Genomic DNA, 24,069 nt, shown 5'->3' on the forward strand with positions numbered 1-24,069 from the left:
ATGATTATGACGTAAAAATAAAGGTTTAAAAATAAAATAACAATTTTATCTAAAATAAAACCTGCAGAATATGATAGAATATGGCAGTGGTAGCAAATCCTATAACGATACTGAAACCTATTGTAAGATTCGTCAACTTGGTATTCAGACGGTATTGCTCTGCAATTATACTGGAAGTTACTACGGTTGGCATCGCCGCTTCGAAAACACTTATTTTGGCAATGTCTCCTTTTATTCCCATAATTAAAGCTAAGCCCAAAACCATAGCAGGAGCTAAAATAAGTTTGTACAACATGGAAACCGACATCTGCGGAAGTAATTTTTTCCAACCGTTGAATTTCAATTGTAATCCCACAGAAAATAAGGCTAAAGGTGCAACCGTTGAGGCTAATTTATCAAATAAGGGTTCTGCAAAATCCAGATTGAAAAACTGTGAAAGTACAATTGCTGAAATACAACCTAAAAATGGTGGAAAAGTGAATAATCTTTTTATAATAAATTGAGCACTTACTTTTCCCGATTTGCTACCTCCTTTTACAGCAGCAATAATTCCTAATGTGGACAAAGCCAAAAACATGGTTTGATCGCAAATAATGGCAATACTCAACAGTTTTTCGCCAAAAAAAGCAGAAATCAATGGAAATCCAATAAATGAAGTGTTGCTATACCCACTGATAATTTCTAATGTACTTCTAGACCTCGAAGAATACCCTTTTTGCTTGCTATAAAACATCATAAAAAGCCAACTTCCAATAGCGACTAAAAAAGTAGAAAGTATGGGGAAAAGCATCTCTGTAGACCATACTACTTTCGGTAGATAATTGAACGATACGGCGGGTAAAGCAAGAAATAAAATCCAAGTATTGATGCCCTTGTGCGCATCTGGATGGATTGTTTTTGTAGCTCTAAAAATCATCCCTGCCAGAATACACACGGCTATTAAAACAAAATTGACCATATTTTTTTATAAATAGGTATCTATTTTTACATCCATCATTCTACTGCAAAGCTTTCTTTAAGGCTTTAATCTCTGAAGGATTGGCAAAATTGCCGTTATCGATAATCGCTGAAGAGTGGAAGAAATTCGCGTTTGTGTACTCTCTGATGTCTTTACAATTTCCAGAACGCAGTCCGCCTCCTACCAGTATTTCAATTCGGTTATCAGACCATTCTACTAATTTCTTTAAATATTCTTTCCCCTCTACAACATTTGGCTTTTGTCCAGATGTAAGAATTGTTGAAAAACCACACTCGATGACATTTTCAAGAGTTTCTTTCAACCCTATTGCTCTGTCAAAAGCTCTATGAAATGTACAAGGAAATGGTTGAGCCAATTCTACCAATTCTTTATTTTGAGCCACATTTACTTGATGATTTTCATCTAAAATTCCAAACACGAAACCGTCGACATTTAAAGTTTTGAATTTAATAATATCCATTTTCATTTGTTGAAATTCAGCATTTGTATACAAAAAATCGCCACCACGAGGTCTTATCATCACATAAATTGGGATGGTAATCAGTTTTCTTACGCCTTTTGTAAGCTCAAATTCTGGCGTAGTTCCTCCCTTCTCAAAACCATCACACAACTCTATACGATCTGCACCATTCTCGAAGGCCACGATTGCAGAAACATGGTTGAAACAAGCAATTTCTATTTTTGACATTTTTTAATTTTAATTGTTAGGTTGTTCTTGCAAAACATCTGCTATCAGAAACTGAAAATCTTTTTTCGAAACTTTTATTTGTATAGGATAATTGGCTTTAAAACCTGTATCCAGTAAATTAACATCGAACAGAAAAGAATTATTTCCCTCAGATAAAAGATCACATTTTGTCATTTCTATTTTATCCCAATCTTGTGCATCTATTAGAAATCCCAAACCTACGCCTGCTTTTTTGGGATTAAATTTATTTTTCCATTTACCCTCAAACTCCTTTTCAGATAGACTTCCTTCAACATCCATATCCACATTCATTGCATCAATTTTGTAAGAGTAATACTCTGGTGTCGTTATTTTTTTCCAATTTTCCTCACCCAAATTATTGGGAGAATTATATTGATTAAAAATTGCCTTTGTAAGCCAATCTTTTGCAGATTCAGCATCCCTATTGTCTCTAGTTTTTGAAGAAACTTCTTCTGCTATTGAATTTACTACCTTTGATGGTTCTGTTACTTTTCCTTTTTCACAAGAAATCATCAATAATAGTAAAGGAAGAATTATTTTTATCATGGGTATTTTTATGGGTTTAAATTTACATTAATTCCAATTTTAATGAGGTAGTTTTTCTCTAAATTTTCCGTAAACCCAAGTTCCCAAAATAGCACTTAGTAATGTTACAACGATTGCAGTAGCGCCAGAACCAATTTGCGCAAACAAGGGTCCAGGACAAGCGCCCGTCATTGCCCAACCCAATCCGAAGCAAAGACCTCCAAAAATTTGTCCTTTGTTGAATGTTTTATTAGTGAACGTTATTTTCTCGCCAGATATAGTTTTTATATTAAATTTTTTGATGATGAAAACCGATATCAAACCTACAGCAACGGCACTTCCAATGATGCCATACATATGGAAAGACTGAAAACGAAACATTTCCTGAATCCTAAACCAACTCAGCATTTCACCTTTAACCATAATTATTCCGAATAAAATCCCAACCAACAAAAATTTCAGGTAACTGATGGGTTTTACGTCTTTTACAATTCTTAATTCTGTATTTTCTAAGGATTTCACTTCGAAATCTGTATCTTTTAGCATGCTTTTTTTTTAATTAAATTAAAGAGAAAGGATAATGGGTAATATGTAATTTGCCATTATAAATCCTCCAATCATAAAACAGATTGTTGCAACCAAAGATGGCCACTGAAGATTGGATAATCCCATGATAGAATGTCCACTGGTGCATCCGCCCGCATAACGAGTTCCAAAACCTACCAAAAAACCGCCAACAACCATTAGCAAAAATCCTCTTAGTGTGAATAAACTTTCCCAACTAAAAAGATCTTGAGGAACTAAATTTGAATAATCTGAAATTGAATATTGAACCAATTCAGACTTTAAATTTTCATTTACGACTACAGGATTTGGATCTGATAAAAATTGAGCAGCCAAAAATCCTCCAATGAAAATTCCGAGTACGAAAATAAGATTCCAAAATTCTTGTCTCCAATTGTATTTAAAAAAAGAAATATTAGCAGGGAAACAAGAAGCACAAATGTGTCTTAGAGAAGAACTAATTCCGAAAGATTTGTTTCCTAATATAAGTAACAACGGTACCGTAAGCCCAATAAGCGGCCCAGCAACATACCAAGGCCAAGAATTTTGTAATATATCTAGCATTATTTATTAAAAATTAAAATTTGAATTTTATAGCTTATTTTTTGATGAGTTCAACAAACACTTCACGTCCTTGTCTTGGTGGAATACTATTGTAGCAAGCCACCATTTTCTCGATGATAAAAAAGTCTTGGAAAAGGGCTTCATATTCATTGACACTGCCTCCAAAAGGCGGACCGTCATGGTTAAAATGAGTATTGAACATTAATCCTATAATTTTTCCATTTTCGGAAAGAAGTTCATGAGATTTTGATACATATTCAGGTCTTAGATTAGGATTGATTGCACAAAAAAAAGTCTGCTCAATCATCAGATCATATTTCCCTTGATGAGAAAAGAAATCTCCGCATAAAACATTAATTTCATTATTTTGATTAAATTTTTTGGTGAGGATTTTCACAGCATTGGGTGCAATATCAATCAATGTGATGTTGGTAAATCCTTTATTTAGTAAAAATTCCGCTTCATACGCATTTCCACAACCTGCGATAAGAATTGTGGCATCCTTGTTGGAATATGTTTCCATGTATTTGACAATTGCGGGTGATGCGAAACCAATATCCCAAGAGGTATCAGCATTCTGCCACCTATTTTCCCAATAGTCTTTGTCTTTATTATCTATCATAAAACCTTCATTTTTGTACTCATTTTCATTGTAAGAATTGCAAATTTAAGGTAATTATTTCTTCTAATAAGATCGCTTTTCGGAGTTCACTCTCTAACTTGATTTGATGTTCAGCACATTTTGGATATAGGGAAATTTACAAAATCGTGATAATTACTTGTAATTCCTTTGAAATCTAGATAAATATCTACAAAAATTCTTTTATTCATTTAACTTTTGCCAAAGAAAAACATCTAAATTTGCATAAAATAAGCAATGAAAAAGACATTTTTACTAGTAGCAGTAGTTTTATTTTCTATCTCTACGCAAGCGCAACTTTTAGATATTCTAAAAAATAAGGTTAAAGATAAAACAGGTGTAGATCTAAACTCGATAAAAACAAATACAACAACACCTAGTAGTACATCGACAACGACGACGACGACAACTACTACCACTACTGCTACTTCATCACAAAATTCGTCATCTACTTTACTTAGTGGACTAAGCTCGTCCACCATTTCTTCAGGTTTGAAAGAGGCTTTAAGTTTAGGCGTAACAGAAGGTGTAAAAAAATTAGGTGTTTCTGATGGATTCTTAAAAAATGAAGCGGTAAAAATTTTAATGCCAGAAAAACTACGTGCTGTAGACACAAAATTACGAACTATTGGATTGGGAAGTTTAGCCGATCAGGGCGTGAAATTACTGAATCGTGCTGCAGAAGATGCGGTAACAGAAGCTGCTCCAATTTTCACCACAGCAATTACTTCTATGACGATTACCGATGCGAAAGATATTTTGCTAGGTAAAAATAATGCTGCAACAAGTTATCTTCAAACTAAAACGCAAACGCAACTCTTCAATGCTTTTCAACCTAAAGTAAAAGCTTCGCTTGGAAAAGTAGGTGCAGATAAAGTATGGTCTAATCTTATTTCAAAATACAATACCTTTACTGGGCAAGCTATTTCTACGGATCTTAATGAGTATGTAACCAATGAAACCATCAACGGTGTTTTCAAAATGGTTGCTGAAAAAGAAAGCGGTATTAGAAATACTCCAGCTATGCGTACAACAAATATTTTACAACAAGTATTTGGTGCGAAGTAATCCATTAATAAGTTTATAATATAAAGTAAAAACCTTGTCGCTGACAAGGTTTTCGTATTTTGAATGTAACTGTTCGAAAGTATTATAAAACAGATTGTTATCAATATTTAATAGTCGCTATTCTCTCAGTAGAAAATAAAAAACCATTAAACCAAGAAATGTCATTACTACATAATATTTTATTATCATAGCTGTATCTAATGGACTTACTATCTCAGTATTACTTTCTCTATATTTATTTTTACTTTTTATATAAAAAAATATCCCGATTATACAAAGTAAGCACGTTCCAGAATATAATAGATCCATTATCAATCTAATTTACTTTTATAATTAAAAAACCATTTCTGGGATTTCGCCTTCTATAATTAAGTCGGCTTCGGTAGATTTAATGATGTGCTCTACAGAGATTCCTGGCGCCCTTTCTACCAATTTGAAACCTTGTGGCGTCACATCCAAAACTGCTAATTCTGTAACTACTCTTTTAACGCAATTTACACCGGTAAGTGGAAGTGAACATTTTTTCAGGATTTTGCTTTCTCCAGCTTTATTTACGTGCATCATGGCAACGATAATATTTTCTGCAGAAGCCACAAGATCCATCGCTCCACCCATTCCTTTTACCATCTTCCCTGGGATTTTCCAGTTGGCAATATCCCCATTTTCCGAAACTTCCATCGCTCCAAGTATGGTAAGATCTACCTTCTGACCACGGATCATCCCAAAACTAAAAGCAGAATCGAAGAACGAACCTCCTTTTAGAATAGTGATGGTTTGTTTTCCGGCATTGATAACGTCTGCATCTTCTTCCCCTTGGTAAGGAAATGGTCCCATACCCAAAACTCCATTTTCACTTTGAAATTCAACCGAAATCCCTTCTGGAACGTAGTTAGCAACCAATGTAGGGATCCCAATACCAAGGTTTACATAATACCTATCTTTTAATTCTTTTGAAATTCTTTGTGCAATTTGTTCTTTTGTCAACATAGTTAAAACTTATATCGCAATTTAATAAAAAACATGGTAATGTGAAGTATAAAGTCTAATTTCTGCTATAATTATATAAGTGATGAGAATTGAAAATATATCTCTAGTTTTGCAACATTATTTTTGATGCTATGAAAACACTTCTCAATTATCTTAAGCCCTATAAATTACTCATTTTTATATCTTTATTATTAGCCACCATTAATCAAGTTTTCTCTCTCTTTGCTCCTGCAATTACAGGGAATATTTTGGACAAATTGGTCAATAATCCCCACTTTTTTGATGAAGAAAAACTACTTCCAAGAAATTTGAATGAATATTTGTATGGAAGCGGAATTTATCATGGTGTTTTCTATTTCATCGGATTGCTGATAGGTACTGCAATGATTAGTAGAATTGCAAAAGCTTTTCAAGATTATGTAGTGAATGTGATTACGCAAAAATTCGGTGCCAAAATTTTTACAGATGGTTTGAAACACTCTATGGCCCTACCCTTTCAAGAATTTGAAGACCAAAGAAGTGGTGAAACTTTATCTATATTGACTAAAGTAAGAGAAGACTCTGTAAAATTCATCACCAGTTTTGTGAATGTGTTTTTCGGTATTTTGGTAAGTATCATTTTCGTTTCTATTTATGCAATTCGTCTGCATTGGTCTATTATGCCCGTTTATATTTGTGGTATATTCTTGATTGCATTTATCACGAATTTGTTAAGCAAAAGAATTAAAAATATTCAGAAAAAAATAGTTTCAGAAACCACTACATTAGCAGGGAGTACAACAGAAAGTCTGAGAAATATCGAAATTGTAAAGAGTTTGGGACTGACCAATCAAGAAGTGAACAGACTGAATAATAACACCTATAAAATTCTTGGCTTAGAACTGAGAAAAGTGAAAAGTATCCGTTCTTTAAGCTTTATTCAAGGTACAATGGTCAATTTTCTACAGCAGATGATTACCATGACTTTGCTTTTCCTTATTTTTCAAAATATCGTAACTCCAGGACAATATCTTTCCTTGATGTTTTATGGGTTTTTCATCTTCGGACCCATGCAAGAAATTGGTAACATTATCATCTCTTATCGCGAAGCTGAAGCCTCTCTAAATAATTTTAAAAATTTAATGCAAAAAGAAGTAGAAGAAAAACCTCTGCATCCAAAGAAGATTGGTGCAATAGAAAACCTGGCGTTTAAAAATGTTTCTTTTCAGCACCAGTCGGCTCATTATAGAGCTCTAAATAGTATATCATTTGAAGTGAAAAACGGCGAAACTATTGCATTTGTGGGACCAAGCGGATCTGGAAAAAGTACTTTGGTAAAACTTCTTGTAGGATTATACAGACCGAAAGAAGGACAAATATTTTATAATAAAATAGATGGAAAAGAGTTTGATTTTGATGAATTGAGAAATCAAATTGGATTTGTAACGCAAGATACACAGCTTTTTGCAGGAACAATAAGGGAAAACTTACTATTTGTAAATCCAAATGCGACTGAAGAAGATTTGAAAGCAGCTTTGGATAAATCTAGTTGTACCGCACTTCTAGAAAGAGCCGAAAACGGAATTGAAACTGTAATTGGAGAAGGTGGACTGAAACTAAGTGGCGGCGAAAAACAAAGAATTGCCATTGCAAGAGCATTACTTAGAAAACCTCATTTGTTAATATTTGATGAAGCTACTTCTGCCTTAGACAGTATTACTGAGGAAGAAATAACGTCTACCATAAGAGATATTTCTAAGGAAAAAGCACAAATAACTGTTCTTATTGCACACCGTCTAAGTACCATTATGCACGCAGACAGAATTTTCGTATTGGAGCGTGGAAAAGTAATTGAAATGGGCTCTCACGATGACCTTCTAGATCTGAAAGGATTGTACTTTGCAATGTGGAGACAGCAGATTGGTGAGAGAAAGTAAAGGGTTTAATTGTGGAGTTTGAGAATGCGGTAATTTGAAAATTTGGAAATATACCGATGTTAGAATTTTATTTGTCAGATTGCTTTGTATATTTTATGTTTTAAATGTTTAGCTTAAATGTCAATTTTAAAAAAAAAGAGATAATTTAAAAATAGAAATCTACTATTTTTAAATTATCTCTTTTATAATTATTAAAACCGATAAAGATTATTTCTGTCTTACCGTTCTTTGTTCTATTCTTTTTTCAAAATTTTCACCTTGAAAAATTCTTTGTACCATAATCCCTGGAATATGAATTTCATTAGGATCTAGTTCTCCTGGAGCTACCAACTCTTCAACTTCTGCAATGGTAATTTTCCCTGCGCCAGCCATTGGATGATTAAAGTTTCTAGCAGATCCTTTGAAAATAAGATTACCTGCGTGATCTCCTTTCCAAGCTTTTACAATAGCAAAATCTGCTTCGTAAGCATGTTCCAAAATATGTGGTTTTCCTTTGAATTCTTTTACGTCTTTACCTTCTGCTACTTCTGTTCCGAAACCTGCAGGCGTATAAAAAGCAGGAATGCCCGCTTGTGCAGCTCTGCATTTTTCTGCTAAAGTACCTTGTGGAGTTAGCTCTACGTCTAATTCGCCAGAAAGCATTTGTCTTTCGAACTCTGCATTTTCGCCTACATATGAAGAAATCATTTTCTTGATTTGTCTTTTATGAAGTAATAATCCCAAACCAAAATCGTCTACACCCGCGTTATTAGAAATACAAGTTAGCTCCTTTACATCGCTATCTACCAATGCCTTTATAGAATTTTCTGGAATTCCGCAAAGTCCGAAACCACCTAGCATCAAGGTCATACCATCTGTAATGCCATCAATGGCTTCCTGTGCATTTTTTACTCTTTTGTCTATCATGAAATATTAGAATTTTTCTAGATCTAAAAATAGACATTTTTATGAGATGAGAAAACTATAAAGTGAGCGAATCTGCATTTTTTGAGAATAAGTAGTAAATAAATGGTAAAGTGTTGGTAATTACATAAAAAAGTATTATTTTTGCAACCTGTTATTCAACCTCTAGCGATAGACGCGTAAGTTGCTTAGCCTTAACAATTTATTTTTATTAATAATGGATTTATTAAAGTACGTACAAGACAAGTACATTACAAAAAAAGAATTCCCAGCTTTTAGCGCGGGTGACACAATCACTGTTTACTACGAAATTAAGGAAGGTGCTAAAACAAGAACTCAGTTCTTCAAAGGGACAGTTATCCAAATTAGAGGAACAGGTTCTACAAAAACTTTCACAATCAGAAAAATGTCTGGTGATGTAGGTGTAGAAAGAGTATTCCCTATCAACATGCCAGCTCTTCAAAAGATTGAAATCGACAGAAGAGGTAGAGTTAGAAGATCTAGAATCTACTACTTCAGAGATCTTAGAGGTAAAAAAGCGAGAATTAAAGACGCTGCTTACAAAAAGAAATAATTATCCAATTATACGAAATAGGCTTTATCATCTGATAAAGCCTATTTTTTTTGCCTTCTATTTACTTGATAAATGGGTATAAAGCATCAAAAAACTGATCGTACACTTCAATATGCGGCAAGTGTCCAACGTTCTGAAGTTCTACCAATTTCGATCCTTCTATTTTCTGCTGAGTTATCTTCCCCAAATCTTGATATTGCCCCATCAAAGCTTGTATTTCTCTTGGCGCTCTATCTTTAGCAATAGCCGTCCTATCTCGCGTTCCTATAATTAATAAAGTAGGCATTTTTATATTTTTAAATTCATAAACCACAGGCTGATTAAAAATCATATCACTGGTTAATGCCGCATTCCAAGCCACTTTAGGATAATCTGAGTGCAATGTCCACCCTGCAATAAGGTCTAGCCAAGGTTGGTATTCGGATTTCCATTTATTATCATAATAAAATTTAAGCTGATAATTTTTATAGGTTTCTATTGTATTTTTTAATTCAGATTGATATGCTTCATCAATGGTTTGATATCTAGCCAAAGATTTGTAATCTTCCAAACCAATCGGATTTTCTAGGATCAGTTTCTCCACAGTTTCAGGGAACATCAAAGAAAATCTTGTCGCCAACATTCCACCCATCGAGTGTCCTAATAGTATTGCTTTATCAATTTTAAGCTCGTTTAAAATAGATTTCGTATTCGTTGCCAATTGTGCAAATGAATATTGATAAGATTGAGGTTTTGATGATTTCCCAAATCCTATCTGATCCGGAATAATCACTTGAAATCCTTTATCCGATAAATCCTTTGCCGTTCTCTCCCAATAGGCACCGTTGAAGTTTTTACCATGAAGCAAAACAATTGTTTTTCCATTATATACTTTAGGTTGTAGGCGCATATAAGCCATCTTTAACTTTTGATTCTGGCTATACAATTCCTTATACTTCACTTCAAATGGATATTGGTAGGTAGAAAGTGTAGCATCCATTGGTTTTACCTGAGATTGAAATAAGCCAGAAGCACTTAAAATCATCATCGCAGTAATTGATAATTTGATATATTTCATCGTCATAATTTTCAGTATAAAATTAAAAAAAACGGCCTCAAGCGAAACAGTTTTAGTAGATTTATTTATAATAAATTTAATTAAAATTAAGAAGTTTGACCTTCGGGAAGTTCTTGTTTTGAAGGTAAATTCATCAATACAATAGCAAATAAGATCAATACGATTCCTACCCATTGTATGAGAATTACTTTTTCTCCCAAAAGTACAAACGCCATTGTTACTGATACTGGAAGTTCTAGGGAAGAAACAATACTTCCTAATCCAAGACCCGTATTTGGGAAACCTAGATTAAATAAAACTGGAGGAATAATAGTTCCGAAAAGAGCTAAAATAAACCCATACGTCCAAAGTATAGAATAATCGAATGGTCTAATGTGTTCTGTATTCTGCGTAAAGGTAAGATAAAATGATTTTAAACCCTCGAAATGTAAAGGACCAATCTGCGCAAAAAATAGAAATAAAAATACGATTACGGCACCACCAGTAAGCATAATAATGCTTTTTCTAAGTACTGGAAGTTGTGTGGCTAAAGTGTTAGAAGTAAACATCGTGATTGTGAAAGATGCTGCTGCCAAAACGCCCCAAAATACACCATGCCAATCCAATTGCACATCCATATTGATCACATTGGTAGCCAAAACACTCCCGAACAACACAATTACCGTTGCGATAATTTTCTTCAGATTTGGAAATTTCTTTTTGATGAAACTTTCTACGACTACACTAAACCAAACCGACTGCATAAGAAGCACAATAGCGATAGAAACATTGATATATTGTACGGCAATATAATAGAATAAACTAGTACATCCCAATGACGTCCCTGCTAACAAGAGTAATTTGAATTCCTTTTTTGAGGGTGAAGCTAAAGGTTTTTTTGACGTAAAAGTCTGAATTAGATTTAAAACAAGTAATCCTATAAAGCCTAATACAAATTGCGATGTGGTAACTTCAGAAGTAGTGAAACCGTCTTTGTAAGCCATCTTTACAAAAGTTGCCAACATCCCATATATACTTGCGCCAATCCCTACAAAAAGTACACCTTTTAAAATATTTTTCTTCTCCATAATTTTTTTTTCGAGCCGGCAAAGTTACAATTTAAAAACCGGTTATAAGTAGTGATGTTATTATAAAAAAGACGTTCAAAATAGAAGAATAACTTCAAGCATTTATCAAATCTGTTTGAGGAGGAAAATGTGACTCAAAATATTAAAGTAATATCTTTAATGTACTTATTTTTGAATTTACAAAAAATGGAACAAAAAAAGCCAATCCTAAGATTGGCTCCATATTTATATTGATAAATTTCTAGAGATTATTTACCTCCTTCCATTTTTCTTTTCAATTCAGCTAATACATCGATATCACCTAAAGTTGATTTTTCTTCGTTGTTAGAAGAAGATGAAGAAGTATTAGATCTATTGTTGTTAGATTCTTTTACGTTTTTCTTCTCTTCGTCTCTGAAGATACCTGTGTGAGATACCACTACTCTTTTGAATTCTTTGTTGAATTCGATAACTTTGAATTGAGCATCGTCACCTTTTTTGATTTTAGATCCATCTTCTTTCTCTAATAATCTTGAAGGACAGAAAGCTTCAACTTCAGCATCTTCGAATTGTACAGAAGCACCTTTATCGTGTACTTCTACAGCTTTACCAGCGTGTACAGTTCCTTCAGCATATTTAGTTTCGAATTTATCCCATGGGTTTTCAGTCAATTGTTTGTGACCTAGAGATAATCTTCTAGCTTGGATGTCTAGTTCTAGAACTGTTACATCTAATTTATCACCAACTGCACAGAATTCTGATGGGTGCTTGATTTTCTTAGTCCAAGAAAGATCAGAGATATAGATTAATCCATCGATACCTTCTTCTAATTCTACGAATACACCAAAGTTAGTAAAGTTTCTTACAGTACCTACGTGCTGAGAACCTACTGGATATTTAGCTTCGATGTTTTCCCAAGGATCTTTAGATAATTGTTTCATACCTAGAGAGATTTTTCTGTCTTCTCTATCTAGAGTAAGTACTTCAGCTTCTACTTCATCACCTACTTTTACGAAATCACCTGCAGATCTTAAGTGAGTAGACCAAGACATTTCAGAAACGTGGATCAATCCTTCTACACCTGGAGCGATTTCTACAAACGCACCATAGTCAGCAAGAACTACTACTTTTCCTTTTACTTTGTCACCTACTTTCATATCAGCAGAAAGAGCATCCCATGGGTGAGCTTCTAATTGCTTCATACCCAATTGGATTCTTGTTTTCTCGTCATCAAAGTCAAGGATAACTACTTTCACAGTTTGTCCGTCTTCTAAGATTTCAGATGGGTGGTTCACTCTAGACCAAGAAAGATCTGTAATGTGAATCAATCCGTCAACACCTCCCAAGTCAATAAATACACCGTAAGAAGTAATATTCTTAACAGTACCTTCTAATACTTGACCTTTTTCTAACTGAGCGATGATCTCTTTTTTCTGACCTTCGATATCTGCTTCAATCAATGCTTTGTGAGAAACTACTACGTTTTTAAACTCAGGGTTGATTTTCACAACTTTGAATTCCATAGTTTTTCCTACAAACTGATCGTAATCTTTAATTGGCTTAACGTCAATCTGAGAACCTGGTAAGAATGCTTCGATACCGTGGATATCAACGATCATACCTCCTTTAGTTCTAGACTTCACAAATCCGTTAACGATTTCTCCAGTTTCGTGAAGTTCGTTTACTCTATCCCAAGCTTTAAGCGTTCTCGCTTTTCTGTGAGATAATTGTAACTGACCTGTTTTGTCTTCTCTTCTGTCTACCATTACTTCAACCTCGTCACCTACTTTTAGGCCTGGGTTGTAACGGAATTCGTTAAGAGAAATAACACCTTCAGATTTGAAATCGATGTCTACGATAGCTTCTTTATCAGTTAATCTTACAACTTTACCAGTGATAACGTCGTTATCGTTTAGACTGCTAAGAGATCCGTTGTAGATTTCTTCTAAATCGCTTTTTTCTTTTCTAGCATCTGCATCAAGACCTGATTCGAAAGAATCCCAATCAAATTGTTCTGGTGCTACGTTTTGGTTTAATAAAACCTCTGCTGAATTTGTCTCTTTTGACATTTTCTAAATAAATTTGTATTCCTTCTTTTTTAATGATTTGAATAAATGTGGACTTAAAAAATACGGAAGTTATTATCAATAAATAGGTTACCCTTTCAAACCTTTCCCACAAAAAGTGGATGCAAAAGTACAAAAATATTAGTTGATATTAAAGATTTTTATCATCTATTCCTATTATTCTACCAACTATTGCTTTGTTGTTGAGTATTTTAACAAAAAAAAATCTTCATTTATACTCTATTAAAAGTACAAGTGAAGATTTTATATCTATCGTCATTTAAAATGATAATACTATTTCACAGGCTCTGGAGGACGCATTTTGTATCTATAGCTATGAAGTGTTTTTAGGAAATTTTCAAGATCTACCAATTCACTGTCGGTAAGATTTAATTTTTGCAACAATGTAGATTTCTTTGGGAAAAGTGGGTTTTCTTTGTTGCCTTTCTCATCGGGCATTCCGGCATTATACATATTCAGAACTCCTCTTATATTTGGAAACAATCCATTGTGCATATAAGGTGCAGTTTGAGAAACTTCTCTTAAAGTTGCTGTTTTAAATTTTCCAACATCTTCATTTTTTTTAGAAATAGCATAAAGTCCCAAATCTTCATATTTTCTACCAAAATACGTAAGACCAATATTATGAAATTTTTGATCAGAAAAATAAGCGGTGTTATGGCAATTAATACAATTTGCTTTGGTTCTAAAAAGATGCAAACCATTAATTTCAGAATCTGATAATTCGTCTTTTTTACCCGCTATGAATTTATCAAACTTAGATTTCGGGCTTACCAATGTTCTTTCAAAAGTAGCAATAGATTTTGTAATACGCTCTTCCGTTACTTTTTCGTCACCGTAAGCTTTCTTAAAATGCTCTTTGTAACCTTTTATTTTACCAATCGTTTTTACCGCCAATCGTGTATGAAAATTCATTTCTACAGGGTTTTCTATAGGAGCTTTCACTTGTTCTTCTAAAGTTGCAGCTCTACCGTCCCAAAAAAACTCTTTAGCAAAAGCAATATTTAATACCGTAGGTGTATTTCTTGTCCCCAATTGTCTATCATGTCCGTAGGCTACTCTTTTAGCATCAGACCATCCCGTCTCAGGATCATGGCAGTTTGCACAAGATATTTGGCCAGACTTAGAAAGTCTAGGGTCGAAAAATAATAATTTCCCCAATTCTTCTTTCTCTTTAGAATAAGGATTCTCTTTAGGAAAAACAGGTTTTCCCAAAGAACCAATATCTTCAAATCCCACTTTAGCATCATCAAACAAATGAGGCTTTGGCCATAAGCTATGATTGCCACTACTATACAAATCTCTTAATTCTTGGATGGTGTAACCATCTTGAATACCATCATCAAATTCTGTAAAAGAATACACTGTGAAGAGTGCCGCTGCAATCGTTAAAAAATACTTCATTAAATCTTGTATTTTAGTAATACAGAGAAATCCCTGTATTAAAAATCATATTAGGATTACCGTTATAATTTACATTTTCTTCCATCACCGAGTTGAGTGGGAAAAGTGTCGCAAAATTAGTAAATATTTTTAAGTCTGTCTTATTACTTATTCTCTGAAAAAATTGTAACCCAATTTGAGGTCCCAATTGTGAAGTTTTGTCATAGTAATAATCATTTTTTATAACGTTATCATAAAACAAATTTGTAGATGAAGCAGCTTGATACTCTAGACTTTCGGAAATCGGAAAGTACGATTTCGCTCCTACTAAAATATTTACACGTTGCTTATCATTTTTCAGAATATCTTTGTTTGCAGAAAGATTAATATCTAAACTTTTTACATATTTACTAGTAACTCCTAATAAATCTCTTGCCGAGAAATCACTAAAAATTGTTTGCAAACCTAATCCCAAAATAGTTTTGTCTTGATCTTTCCACAACAAAGATTGGTTGAGTGACAAACGATCTAATGTCATACGATAATTTTGCCCCAATTCTGTTAGGCTATAATTATCTCCTGTAATACTCTGAAAATTTAAATTCCCGAAATATTGTATAGAATTACCTTTGTACCAATAATTTGCATCTGTTTGGTAATTTTTTACACGGTATTTCAATTGCTCTAAACTTTCATCGAAAAAAGTATAACCATTTGCCGATTTTCCAAAAAGAGTTTCCATAGACTTACTGTAAGAGTAATTTATGGTAAAAAGATTTTTTTCTCCTCGATAAGCATAACCTGCTCCTGCGTTTCCACTTATCGTTTTGTAGCCAAAATTAGAATAAGAAACGAAATGCAATAATCTACCATAACCATCAGAAAATCTCACAAAATAATCTTCGTTTGCTGGCGAATTGTTTTGGTCGTTTACAAAATCCAAATCATAAGAATCGGTTTTTCTACCAAGACCTCCAAAAATTGATATTTGATGTTTTTTTAGATGATAACCCACAAACGCTTTCCCAGAATAATCTGCTGTATTAATAGCTGGTCTCGGATCTGATTTTCTAAAAGAATTATTGTTTCTATAATCCACGGTTAGTCCAAAATCGAAATTAGAATAATTGTAAGATAAGCCTCCCATAACTCTGTATTTCTGGCTTTCCCAATTGGCTTTTTTTGGCGCAAAAATATAATGAGGATTCATTACAAACTGATCTTCGGTTCTCTCGGACGTTAAATTATATCCCAAATCTTTTTCCGACACAAACTGATAATCAAAACCTCCCAACACACGCAAATTTTCTGAAATATTGAAAATCCCCTGCGTTTTGAAGGCAAAAATGTTGCTTTTTTCGGCTGTTTGAGCTCTTTTAAGATTAAGCTCTTTTATTGTTGCACTGAGTTCTGTTTCTGTAAAATCTCTAACTTTAAATTGAGAATACTGAATCGGATTTTCCCAAATTTTTTCGTACTGAGCATTGTACAAAGAATTGGTTGGGATATGAATACTATCATTTGTTTGAGCCGAAACCCCAACAAATGATAATACTGCAAATATATGAAGGCAATTAAATTTCATATTATTTTATTGAAACCCTTTTGGGTTGGCTTTAATTTTTACAAAATCGTTCGCAGAGTTATTTGTATCTTCCAATACTACTCTATTGTTAATCTTTTGTTTCGTTTTACGCATTACCGATTGTGAGTTGTACATATTATCTACATTAATAAAAGATGCATCAATAGACGAAGGCAACATTTTTGGTCTTTGTGAAGACGGATTGTAGTGTTGAGTATCTAAACCATCTATTATAACTTCTGTAGGAATTTGAAGGAAAAACTTTGTATTGGTAACTATATTAGAAACAGATGGGTCAGAGTAATCTTTATAAGTATTAAAATCATCCGATCTGAAAATCACAAAACTATCTCTACCCAGAGTATCCAAAATCATGTCTGCAACTCCACTATAATATCCAGGCCTTCCCCAATAAGCAATTTGTAAATCGGGCACCGCAGGATTTTGAATATCTGTATTGAAAACTGTTGAACCAATAGAAATCCTAAAATCTCCTAAATAAGCTTCGAAATCGGCATTGCTTAAATCTACTGTTAATTCTGGGTTTTGCACCATAACGGGATTACCATTGTTTCCAATTAAAGGAGCTTTATGATTTACTGCGTTACTCGCAATTACAATTGAAGCACCTGGCTGAATTGGATATTGAGTCCCAGAACCAGGGATTCTGAAAACAAAATCAGAATATACAAAATCGGAATTTGCTGCATTACCCATCGTCATTCCAAGAGATTGGCTCCAATCGAATTGTCCATTTGGTAATGTAAAATTAGAAGGCGTATTATTCAATTTACCAGATAACTGTGCAATATATAGCCCATCTGCATAAATAACTTCAGTAGAATTGTTATATATTTCTATAAATTGATCTCTTAAACCAGCACCTTGAGAGTTACTAGAACCTGCGTAATACACTTGTTTAATCACTAAATCTCCCACTTTCGCAGCTTTCAATTCTACAGAAGTACTCGGAACATTCAGATTCACTTGTACTCCTTCTTGAGAGCCATTAAAATTTATTTCGTCACTTTGAAGCGCATATCCAAAAGTTGAAAGATATTCTGCAGCCACCATTTTTTTAGATACATTTAGCTTATAACTTCCTGGGATTACATTAGGAAAAGTTGCAACACCATTATCATCTGAAAGTATTGTAAAAGCATCTCCAGAATTGCTATTTGTAAGGATTACAGTTGCATTTTTGGCTAATTTTTGACCGTAATTGTTGTCGTATTTTACATAAACCTTAAAAGAAACGGGTTGCAGCATACTTCCCGACCCATTGTTTCCGAAATCATCGTCTCTACAAGAAGAAATAATGAAAAGTAAAGAAAATAAGTATAAAATGTGTTTCATTATGATAATTTAAAATTGATATTCTATTTTGGCTCCAAAAGAAAGCGTTAACAAATCTGGTTTTACTTTTTGTACATTTTTACCATTTTCCATGATAAAATAAGTTTGTTTTAGGTCTAAAAAATTATTTGCATAAAAAGAAAATTTAAACCCATTAAGAAAATCTTTGGTAATTCTTAAGTTGAAATTATGGAAAACTCTTTGTGCTTTTTCATCGTTTACATCTGCACCATTCAGTTTAATATTTGCAAACTGATTGGGATCGTTTATTTGTTCTTCGGTAAGCAAAACTTTGTTTAGATCTCTATCCAAATAAGCATAAGGCAATCTTGGGTTGTTATAAGATTTGTTATCGATAATAAAATGTTGCGTTCTTAAAGAAACCACCAAACCTGCTTTTGGCAAATGATAATTGAGAACACCACCCAACATCAATTGTTCGTAATGCGTATCGTACCATTTGTAAACTCCATAAACTTCGTTTGCTGTAGCTACTTTAGAACGATTTAGCTTTTCTTTGCTTGCGTTATTTGTGGTTTTAATATAAGAACCATTAATATCTAAACTAAGGTTACGAATGGGTAATTTCCAAAAACTAGCCATTAATTCTAAACCAGTATCTTTAGATTCTAGAGAATTGATATTTCTATTTTGTAAGTAGTAATAATCTTTGTAACCAGAAACGGTGTATGTTGGAAGATTGTTACCATTATACTGAACATCTAGCTCTGCCAAACCTCTTTTTACCGCAAATTCTTCGGTAGTGAAACCATCGTACAACTTGTTATGATAAGCAGTAATTCCTACATTACCAATACCGAATTTATAATCGATACCTACTTCTGTACGAATACTTTTTGAAGGTTTTAGATTGAAATTATCAGAAGAATCGATAAATGTTTGCAAAACTCCCAAATTATAATAGCCTGGAAGTCTAAGATCTGCCAAAACAGCGTCGTAATAACGAGGACCCGTATAAATCATATTAATAGATGGCGCTTTTGATGCAATACCAAAACCTCCTCTAAATTTGAAATTTTTATGAATTAAAAACGTATTAATTCTTGGTTGGAAAACAGTGCTTCCAAATTGGTTGTCAACACGCAAACCCGCATTCAGATTGAAAATATTAACGCCAAATGCTTTGTTAATATTATCTTCTAAATAAACAGAATATTGATATTCTGCACGTACATTTTGACCAAAATTATACGGTCTAAAAGCAGTTCCAGTACCCGCAAAATTGTTTTCTAATGTTTCTGGATTTCCTAATCTTCCTGCACCTTTGTTATCACTACTTCTCATCGAAGTTCCGATAAGGAAATTGTGTATCCAATTAGATTTAGTTTTAATTTTTTTCTTTAAATCTGCAGAAACGAATAAAGCCAAAGGTTTCCCTTCGATCTCTTTCTCCATTCTGTAGTTTATTGGCGTATAAATACCGGTAAAAACACCTTCAGTAGTGCTTGTTCCTACTATATCTCCTCCACTATTGAGTAATTTAGAATCGTAAGAGTTTTGGTAACCGTTGGTATAACTTGCAATAATATTTAGATTATCAAAAAAGGATTCTTTAAATCTCCAATTGAAATTATTAGATATTCTAAGGTTTCTCGTTTTATTTTTTATAATTCTTCCTTCGATATCTTCTTCTTCGAAGTTGGCATTATCCAAATTATTCGTATAATCTACAGAGATCATGTTACTAATATTTTTGTTTTTATTATAAACCGTCCACATTAGACTTCCAGAAACTCTTTCGTATACGTTAAATTTTGTTCGAGGATCTGAATTCGATTTTAGATAATTAACATTTGCGTTTAAATAACCCAATCCGTCCGAAAGTTTAAAACCTTTGTTAAGATTATATTCTTGCGTACCTTCTCTTAAAGCCAAATAAACTCTGTAAGGCGATTCGCCGTTTTTTCTCAGTACATTTACCAAACCTGAAGTAAGATCACCATATTTTGCAGAAGGAATTCCTTGCACAACTTCCACACTTTCTATACTTTCTACCGCAACATCTCTCAAATCTGCTCCGTAATTGGTGTTAGAAAAATAACCATTAAAATCTCCTGTTCCACTCGTTCCAAAACCTATATCATTAGGTCGAAATAAGGAACCCTCTGAAAATACAGCACCATTTGTAGAATAATTCCCCAAATAGCTTTGCATATTTTCGTTGTTAGAAATGGGTACACCATCTACAACCAAAGAAGTTCCGAAAGACTTGTTACCAAAACCATCGTTGCTAACTCTGGTTGGTTGTGTACTTCTAAAAACGATAGGTTTGAACTCGTTAAAATTAAGATTTTGAAGTTTTTGACCAGGAATTTGCTCCAAAACTTCGTTTAAAGAAAATGCCTGAATACTTTTCAGTGCTTCTTCTTTAATTTCAATTTCAGAATATTTTTTCTTTTTTGCGGTAAGAGATATTTCTTTTATTCTCGTAGATACAATTTCCATGAGAACAGTGATAGAATTTTCGGGTACATACTCAAAAGTTCTCTTTTCTTCTAGCAAACCAGCTCTTCTAAATTCTAGCGTTTCTCCTTTGTTTACTTTAATGTTAAAATCTCCATTAGAAGAAGTCAGCGTCCAAATTCCTGAATTTTCTATTCTTACCAAAACACCAGATAATGGTTTTTTGTTTTCTGCATCGATTACTTTACCAGTAATATTTTGCGTAAAAGCTGAAGCGCTTATAAGACCAAACATTACTATAAATAGCTTTCCTGATTTCAATTTATCAATTTTAGGCAAAGTTATTTATATTTTTTCTAAATAAACTTAATTGAAGATTTAAAAAATCTATAAATGACATTTATCAACTAAAATGAAAATTAAATTCCCTGTCTTCTATTTCAAAATCCATGAAAAGTTTGGTTTTTTATCAAAATGAATATTTTAAAATTATAAGTAGAATTTTTTTCTATATTAATTTTAAATAAATTTACTAAAAAAATGAGATTAAGAAAAGTAGAAAAAAGTGATAATGAAATTCTTGCACAACTTATAAGAGCTATTTTTGATGAGCTAGATGCTCCAAAATGTGGTACAGTTTATTCTGATCCCAAAACTGATACATTATTTGAAAATTTTCAAGAACCAAAAGCTGTGTTGTGGATTGCTGAGGAAAATAATGAGATTGTAGGTTGTTGTGGAGTGTATCCAACAGAAGGTTTACCAGAAAATTGTGCAGAACTCGTAAAATTTTATCTACTTGCTCAATCCAGAGGTAAAGGAATTGGTAAAGAACTGATGTGTAAAACTATAGAATCAGCAAAAGAGTTAGGTTATAAACAATTGTATTTGGAAAGCTTACCACAGTTTGCTAGTGCAGTATTAATGTACGAAAAGCAAGGGTTCTGGATGTTAGATCAACCCTTAGGAGATTCTGGGCATACGAGTTGTACAATTTGGATGCTGAAAAATCTCTAAAATAAAAAGGACAACTTACGAAAGTTGTCCCCTATTATTTACTTTATAATTTCTGTATTAAAAAATTTACATATGAATTGGTCTTTTTCCTGTAGCATCCAATGCAGCTTCTTTGATAGCTTCTGCATACGTTGGGTGAGCATGAGAACTTCTTGCGATATCTTCTGCACTAGCACGGAATTCCATAGCAATTACACCTTCTGCGATAAGGTCCGCTGCTCTAGCTCCAATAATATGGAAACCTAAAACTTCGTCAGTTTTCTCATCAGCGATAATTTTGACTAATCCATCTACATCACCCGATGCACGGCTTCTACCTAATGCTCTCATTGGGAAAGATCCTACTTTATAAGCAACACCTTCTTCTTTCAGTTGCTCTTCTGTTTTACCAACTCCTGCAACTTCTGGCCAAGTATATACTACACCAGGAATTAGGTTATAGTTAATATGAGGTTTCTGTCCAGCTAAATATTCAGCAACAAAAGTTCCTTCTTCTTCAGCTTTGTGAGCCAACATTGCTCCTGCAACAACATCTCCGATAGCGAAAATGTTTGCTACATTAGTTTGTAGGTGATCGTTAGTTTTTACTCTTCCTCTTTCGTCAAGCTCTACACCTGCGTTTTCTAGTCCAAGACCTGTAGTGTAAGGTTTTCTTCCTACAGATACCAAACAGTAGTCTCCTTCTACTACTACTTCTTCTCCTTTTTTATCTTTAGCAGAAATTTTCACAGTATCTCCATTTCTTTCTACTGCAGAAACTGCTGTAGATAGCATGAATTTCATTCCTTGTTTTTTCAATACTTTTAGCAATTCTTTGCTTAGAGCACCATCCATACCAGGAATAATTTTGTCCATAAATTCTACTACTGTTACCTGAGCACCAAGTCTTAGGTATACAGAACCTAATTCTAGACCGATAACACCACCACCAATAACCACTAAATGTTTAGGGATTTCTTTTAGGTTTAATGCTTCAGTAGAAGTAATCACTCTTTCTTTATCCAATGTAATGAAAGGTAAAGAAGAAGGCTTAGAACCTGTAGCGATAATAGTATATTTAGATTCTATAGTTTCTGTAGAACCATCATTTTTTGTTACTTTGATCTGAGTTGCAGATTCAAAACTTCCAAGACCTTCAAAAACAGTAATTTTGTTTTTGTCCATCAAGAAGTTAATCCCTTTCGTTGTTTGCTCTACTACTTCATTTTTTCTAGCAACCATTCTTGCGATATCCGCTTGAGGCTCGTTTATAATAATTCCGTGGTTCGCAAAAGTGTGTTTTGCGTTTTCGAAATGTTCAGAACTATCCAAAAGTGCTTTAGACGGAATACAACCTACGTTAAGACAAGTTCCTCCTAAGGTAGAATATTTTTCAATAATTGCTGTTTTGAAGCCTAATTGCGCAGCTCTAATGGCAGCAACATAACCCCCAGGACCAGAACCTATTACGGTAACATCGAATTGAGACATTGTATATTATTTTATTATATATTAATGAGGCTAATTTAAGACTTTTTTTTAATAGTCGTGGTTTCAAAAACAAGAAATATATCACATTCATAACTTCAAAAAAGAAAAAAATAATGATGATCGGTAAAGATAATAAATGTATAAATTCTGAAAAATAAAACAATATACTTAATTCTGTTCAAATCCCTATAAATGCACATTTATTATTACATAAATAACACGATCATCTCTTATTTTGGCAATAAATTTTACTATATTTACCTTTATTATTTCGAATATTATTAGATAGTAGATTGAGAGCTTAACATAACGTGGAAATTATTTTGATCCTGAAGTTCAAACCTTCTAATTGTTCAAAAATAAATATCGTGATTGAAATGAGAATTAAACTTAAATCAATACTATGCATTGCATTTTATTTAATTCCAATTGTAAAGTTAAATGCACAACTAACCTTGGATCCAACTACAACCAAGAAATTCAATGAGATTCTCTCTGGAGAAAAAATTTGCGCAGACTTTACCCTCTGCTGCTAATGATTTGCTTGCAGTAGCACAAAATAACTATGAAAAAGCGATATGTTACCTTATAAAATCTGAAGCTTCTTATGATAGAAGAGATTATCTAGATGCCATAGTTAAAGGTAAGAAATCTAAAGAGCTTATTGGAAACAGTGATAGAATACCAGCAGAGATTGACTATACAGAATGCTCTTATCATGTCTTATCGAAGAGCTGGTCTTATTATAGAATCTGATGATGAGTGGGAATATTTCAAAAACTAATAAAAAAACTAGATAGCAATGATAAAGAAGTTAATCTAATCTACACTCAAAGTAAAATATATGACATCGACAAAAAGTTTCACTGAAGGAATTTTTTATATGGACATGGGTCTAATTAAGTGTATAGCTCAAGATAAGGCGGCTGCACAATTATATATCGACTTTGCTCACGCCATTATCAAATATAAAAATAACAAGGCGGTCCTAAAGTTAATTTTAGAAGAAAGTATTAACGCAAATATTGATGCTTCAGAAGATCAACTTCAATTTTCTAAAATAGTGCAGATAATATTAAGTTACCCTCGTTTCACTGGACCAAAAATTAGTATTTCTTAGTTGGATTTTAAGCTGCTTTGGTGTATTTATTTTGGGGTTTATTTTTAATTCCTTGATGCTTTCGATAATGATATTTTTCTAGCCATTGTTTTATT

Annotated in this window: 22 protein-coding genes; 6 read left to right on the top strand and 16 right to left on the bottom strand. The window is 33.2% G+C overall.

Annotation, left to right across the window (positions count from 1 at the left end; genetic code table 11):
- Positions 1-49 precede the first annotated feature (49 nt).
- Genes ACKI42_RS07555 through ACKI42_RS07580 form a run of 6 tightly spaced genes read right to left on the bottom strand, consistent with a single transcriptional unit; the run spans position 50 to position 3,963 of the window.
- Positions 50-958 (bottom strand): AEC family transporter, encoded by a 909-nt coding sequence (locus ACKI42_RS07555; RefSeq protein ID WP_407404064.1) that lies wholly within the window; start codon positions 956-958, stop codon positions 50-52.
- Between the two features lie 40 nt (positions 959-998).
- A complete protein-coding gene (locus tag ACKI42_RS07560; protein WP_407404066.1) occupies positions 999-1,667 on the bottom strand; it encodes a copper homeostasis protein CutC in 669 nt (222 codons plus the stop codon).
- 9 nt (positions 1,668-1,676) lie between these two features.
- Positions 1,677-2,234 (bottom strand): hypothetical protein, encoded by a 558-nt coding sequence (locus tag ACKI42_RS07565; protein WP_407404068.1) that lies wholly within the window; start codon positions 2,232-2,234, stop codon positions 1,677-1,679.
- A gap of 39 nt (positions 2,235-2,273) precedes the next feature.
- Positions 2,274-2,759: a DUF6691 family protein gene (locus ACKI42_RS07570; protein WP_407404070.1), complete on the bottom strand. Its 486-nt coding sequence runs from the start codon at positions 2,757-2,759 to the stop codon at positions 2,274-2,276.
- 18 nt (positions 2,760-2,777) lie between these two features.
- Positions 2,778-3,341 (bottom strand): YeeE/YedE family protein, encoded by a 564-nt coding sequence (locus tag ACKI42_RS07575; protein WP_407404072.1) that lies wholly within the window; start codon positions 3,339-3,341, stop codon positions 2,778-2,780.
- A gap of 34 nt (positions 3,342-3,375) precedes the next feature.
- A complete protein-coding gene (locus ACKI42_RS07580) occupies positions 3,376-3,963 on the bottom strand; it encodes a methyltransferase (protein WP_407404074.1) in 588 nt (195 codons plus the stop codon).
- Positions 3,964-4,218: 255 nt separating this feature from the next.
- On the opposite strand from ACKI42_RS07580, the gene ACKI42_RS07585 reads away from it, so the two are divergent.
- On the top strand, positions 4,219-5,049 hold the full coding sequence (locus ACKI42_RS07585) for a DUF4197 domain-containing protein (RefSeq protein WP_407404076.1): 831 nt from the start codon (positions 4,219-4,221) through the stop codon (positions 5,047-5,049).
- Between the two features lie 333 nt (positions 5,050-5,382).
- Here ACKI42_RS07585 and ACKI42_RS07590 read toward each other — a convergent pair whose 3' ends face one another.
- The gene (locus ACKI42_RS07590; RefSeq protein ID WP_407404078.1) at positions 5,383-6,036 is read right to left on the bottom strand and encodes a CoA transferase subunit B; all 654 of its coding nucleotides are present in this window, start codon (positions 6,034-6,036) and stop codon (positions 5,383-5,385) included.
- Between the two features lie 131 nt (positions 6,037-6,167).
- Between ACKI42_RS07590 and ACKI42_RS07595 the strand changes: the two genes are divergently transcribed.
- A complete protein-coding gene (locus ACKI42_RS07595) occupies positions 6,168-7,952 on the top strand; it encodes an ABC transporter ATP-binding protein (RefSeq protein ID WP_407404080.1) in 1,785 nt (594 codons plus the stop codon).
- Between the two features lie 207 nt (positions 7,953-8,159).
- Here ACKI42_RS07595 and ACKI42_RS07600 read toward each other — a convergent pair whose 3' ends face one another.
- Positions 8,160-8,858, bottom strand: coding sequence for a CoA transferase subunit A (locus ACKI42_RS07600; protein ID WP_407404082.1), 699 nt, complete (start codon positions 8,856-8,858; stop codon positions 8,160-8,162).
- A 214-nt stretch (positions 8,859-9,072) separates the two neighbouring features.
- Between ACKI42_RS07600 and rplS the strand changes: the two genes are divergently transcribed.
- A complete protein-coding gene (gene rplS / locus ACKI42_RS07605) occupies positions 9,073-9,429 on the top strand; it encodes a 50S ribosomal protein L19 (RefSeq protein WP_407404084.1) in 357 nt (118 codons plus the stop codon).
- A 61-nt stretch (positions 9,430-9,490) separates the two neighbouring features.
- On the opposite strand, the gene ACKI42_RS07610 is transcribed toward rplS, so the two are convergent.
- The 7 genes from ACKI42_RS07610 to ACKI42_RS07640 form a co-directional block, all read right to left on the bottom strand.
- Positions 9,491-10,486, bottom strand: a complete 996-nt coding sequence (locus ACKI42_RS07610; RefSeq protein WP_407404086.1) for an alpha/beta fold hydrolase — start codon at positions 10,484-10,486, stop codon at positions 9,491-9,493.
- Between the two features lie 86 nt (positions 10,487-10,572).
- Positions 10,573-11,553 (bottom strand): EamA family transporter, encoded by a 981-nt coding sequence (locus ACKI42_RS07615; protein WP_407404088.1) that lies wholly within the window; start codon positions 11,551-11,553, stop codon positions 10,573-10,575.
- 248 nt (positions 11,554-11,801) lie between these two features.
- Complete coding sequence (rpsA, locus tag ACKI42_RS07620; protein ID WP_407404090.1) at positions 11,802-13,601, bottom strand: 30S ribosomal protein S1; 1,800 nt, start codon at positions 13,599-13,601, stop codon at positions 11,802-11,804.
- A gap of 291 nt (positions 13,602-13,892) precedes the next feature.
- The gene (locus tag ACKI42_RS07625; protein ID WP_407404092.1) at positions 13,893-15,023 is read right to left on the bottom strand and encodes a cytochrome-c peroxidase; all 1,131 of its coding nucleotides are present in this window, start codon (positions 15,021-15,023) and stop codon (positions 13,893-13,895) included.
- A 13-nt stretch (positions 15,024-15,036) separates the two neighbouring features.
- Complete coding sequence (locus tag ACKI42_RS07630) at positions 15,037-16,587, bottom strand: DUF6850 family outer membrane beta-barrel protein (protein ID WP_407404094.1); 1,551 nt, start codon at positions 16,585-16,587, stop codon at positions 15,037-15,039.
- Between the two features lie 6 nt (positions 16,588-16,593).
- The gene (locus ACKI42_RS07635; RefSeq protein ID WP_407404096.1) at positions 16,594-17,943 is read right to left on the bottom strand and encodes a DUF4876 domain-containing protein; all 1,350 of its coding nucleotides are present in this window, start codon (positions 17,941-17,943) and stop codon (positions 16,594-16,596) included.
- A gap of 9 nt (positions 17,944-17,952) precedes the next feature.
- Positions 17,953-20,688 carry a TonB-dependent receptor domain-containing protein gene (locus ACKI42_RS07640; RefSeq protein WP_407404098.1) on the bottom strand — a complete coding sequence of 912 codons (2,736 nt, stop codon included), beginning with the start codon at positions 20,686-20,688 and terminating at the stop codon, positions 17,953-17,955.
- 219 nt (positions 20,689-20,907) lie between these two features.
- On the opposite strand from ACKI42_RS07640, the gene ACKI42_RS07645 reads away from it, so the two are divergent.
- Complete coding sequence (locus tag ACKI42_RS07645; protein ID WP_407404100.1) at positions 20,908-21,384, top strand: GNAT family N-acetyltransferase; 477 nt, start codon at positions 20,908-20,910, stop codon at positions 21,382-21,384.
- A gap of 66 nt (positions 21,385-21,450) precedes the next feature.
- On the opposite strand, the gene lpdA is transcribed toward ACKI42_RS07645, so the two are convergent.
- Positions 21,451-22,854, bottom strand: coding sequence for a dihydrolipoyl dehydrogenase (gene lpdA, locus ACKI42_RS07650; RefSeq protein ID WP_407404102.1), 1,404 nt, complete (start codon positions 22,852-22,854; stop codon positions 21,451-21,453).
- Between the two features lie 483 nt (positions 22,855-23,337).
- Here lpdA and ACKI42_RS07655 point away from each other — a divergent pair, with 483 nt between their 5' ends.
- The gene (locus ACKI42_RS07655) at positions 23,338-23,610 is read left to right on the top strand and encodes a hypothetical protein (RefSeq protein ID WP_407404104.1); all 273 of its coding nucleotides are present in this window, start codon (positions 23,338-23,340) and stop codon (positions 23,608-23,610) included.
- Positions 23,611-23,698: 88 nt separating this feature from the next.
- Entirely contained in the window at positions 23,699-23,974 is a 276-nt protein-coding gene (locus ACKI42_RS07660) for a hypothetical protein (protein WP_407404106.1), read from the top strand.
- Positions 23,975-24,069 lie beyond the last annotated feature (95 nt).

The sequence above is a fragment of the Chryseobacterium sp. genome (genome assembly GCF_045629545.1).
Taxonomy (GTDB): domain Bacteria; phylum Bacteroidota; class Bacteroidia; order Flavobacteriales; family Weeksellaceae; genus Chryseobacterium.

What these genes read in the sequence shown, in the direction of transcription:
- ACKI42_RS07645 (WP_407404100.1), top strand. Translation starts at nt 20,908, where the DNA reads ATGAGATTAAGAAAAGTAGAAAAAAGTGATAATGAAATTCTTGCACAA.
- rpsA (WP_407404090.1), bottom strand. Translation starts at nt 13,601, where the DNA reads ATGTCAAAAGAGACAAATTCAGCAGAGGTTTTATTAAACCAAAACGTA.
- ACKI42_RS07555 (WP_407404064.1), bottom strand. Translation starts at nt 958, where the DNA reads ATGGTCAATTTTGTTTTAATAGCCGTGTGTATTCTGGCAGGGATGATT.
- ACKI42_RS07635 (WP_407404096.1), bottom strand. Translation starts at nt 17,943, where the DNA reads ATGAAACACATTTTATACTTATTTTCTTTACTTTTCATTATTTCTTCT.
- ACKI42_RS07595 (WP_407404080.1), top strand. Translation starts at nt 6,168, where the DNA reads ATGAAAACACTTCTCAATTATCTTAAGCCCTATAAATTACTCATTTTT.
- ACKI42_RS07585 (WP_407404076.1), top strand. Translation starts at nt 4,219, where the DNA reads ATGAAAAAGACATTTTTACTAGTAGCAGTAGTTTTATTTTCTATCTCT.
- rplS (WP_407404084.1), top strand. Translation starts at nt 9,073, where the DNA reads ATGGATTTATTAAAGTACGTACAAGACAAGTACATTACAAAAAAAGAA.
- lpdA (WP_407404102.1), bottom strand. Translation starts at nt 22,854, where the DNA reads ATGTCTCAATTCGATGTTACCGTAATAGGTTCTGGTCCTGGGGGTTAT.
- ACKI42_RS07610 (WP_407404086.1), bottom strand. Translation starts at nt 10,486, where the DNA reads ATGAAATATATCAAATTATCAATTACTGCGATGATGATTTTAAGTGCT.
- ACKI42_RS07565 (WP_407404068.1), bottom strand. Translation starts at nt 2,234, where the DNA reads ATGATAAAAATAATTCTTCCTTTACTATTATTGATGATTTCTTGTGAA.
- ACKI42_RS07580 (WP_407404074.1), bottom strand. Translation starts at nt 3,963, where the DNA reads ATGATAGATAATAAAGACAAAGACTATTGGGAAAATAGGTGGCAGAAT.
- ACKI42_RS07600 (WP_407404082.1), bottom strand. Translation starts at nt 8,858, where the DNA reads ATGATAGACAAAAGAGTAAAAAATGCACAGGAAGCCATTGATGGCATT.
- ACKI42_RS07615 (WP_407404088.1), bottom strand. Translation starts at nt 11,553, where the DNA reads ATGGAGAAGAAAAATATTTTAAAAGGTGTACTTTTTGTAGGGATTGGC.
- ACKI42_RS07660 (WP_407404106.1), top strand. Translation starts at nt 23,699, where the DNA reads ATGACATCGACAAAAAGTTTCACTGAAGGAATTTTTTATATGGACATG.
- ACKI42_RS07590 (WP_407404078.1), bottom strand. Translation starts at nt 6,036, where the DNA reads ATGTTGACAAAAGAACAAATTGCACAAAGAATTTCAAAAGAATTAAAA.
- ACKI42_RS07655 (WP_407404104.1), top strand. Translation starts at nt 23,338, where the DNA reads ATGAGATTCTCTCTGGAGAAAAAATTTGCGCAGACTTTACCCTCTGCT.
- ACKI42_RS07625 (WP_407404092.1), bottom strand. Translation starts at nt 15,023, where the DNA reads ATGAAGTATTTTTTAACGATTGCAGCGGCACTCTTCACAGTGTATTCT.
- ACKI42_RS07570 (WP_407404070.1), bottom strand. Translation starts at nt 2,759, where the DNA reads ATGCTAAAAGATACAGATTTCGAAGTGAAATCCTTAGAAAATACAGAA.
- ACKI42_RS07560 (WP_407404066.1), bottom strand. Translation starts at nt 1,667, where the DNA reads ATGTCAAAAATAGAAATTGCTTGTTTCAACCATGTTTCTGCAATCGTG.
- ACKI42_RS07575 (WP_407404072.1), bottom strand. Translation starts at nt 3,341, where the DNA reads ATGCTAGATATATTACAAAATTCTTGGCCTTGGTATGTTGCTGGGCCG.
- ACKI42_RS07630 (WP_407404094.1), bottom strand. Translation starts at nt 16,587, where the DNA reads ATGAAATTTAATTGCCTTCATATATTTGCAGTATTATCATTTGTTGGG.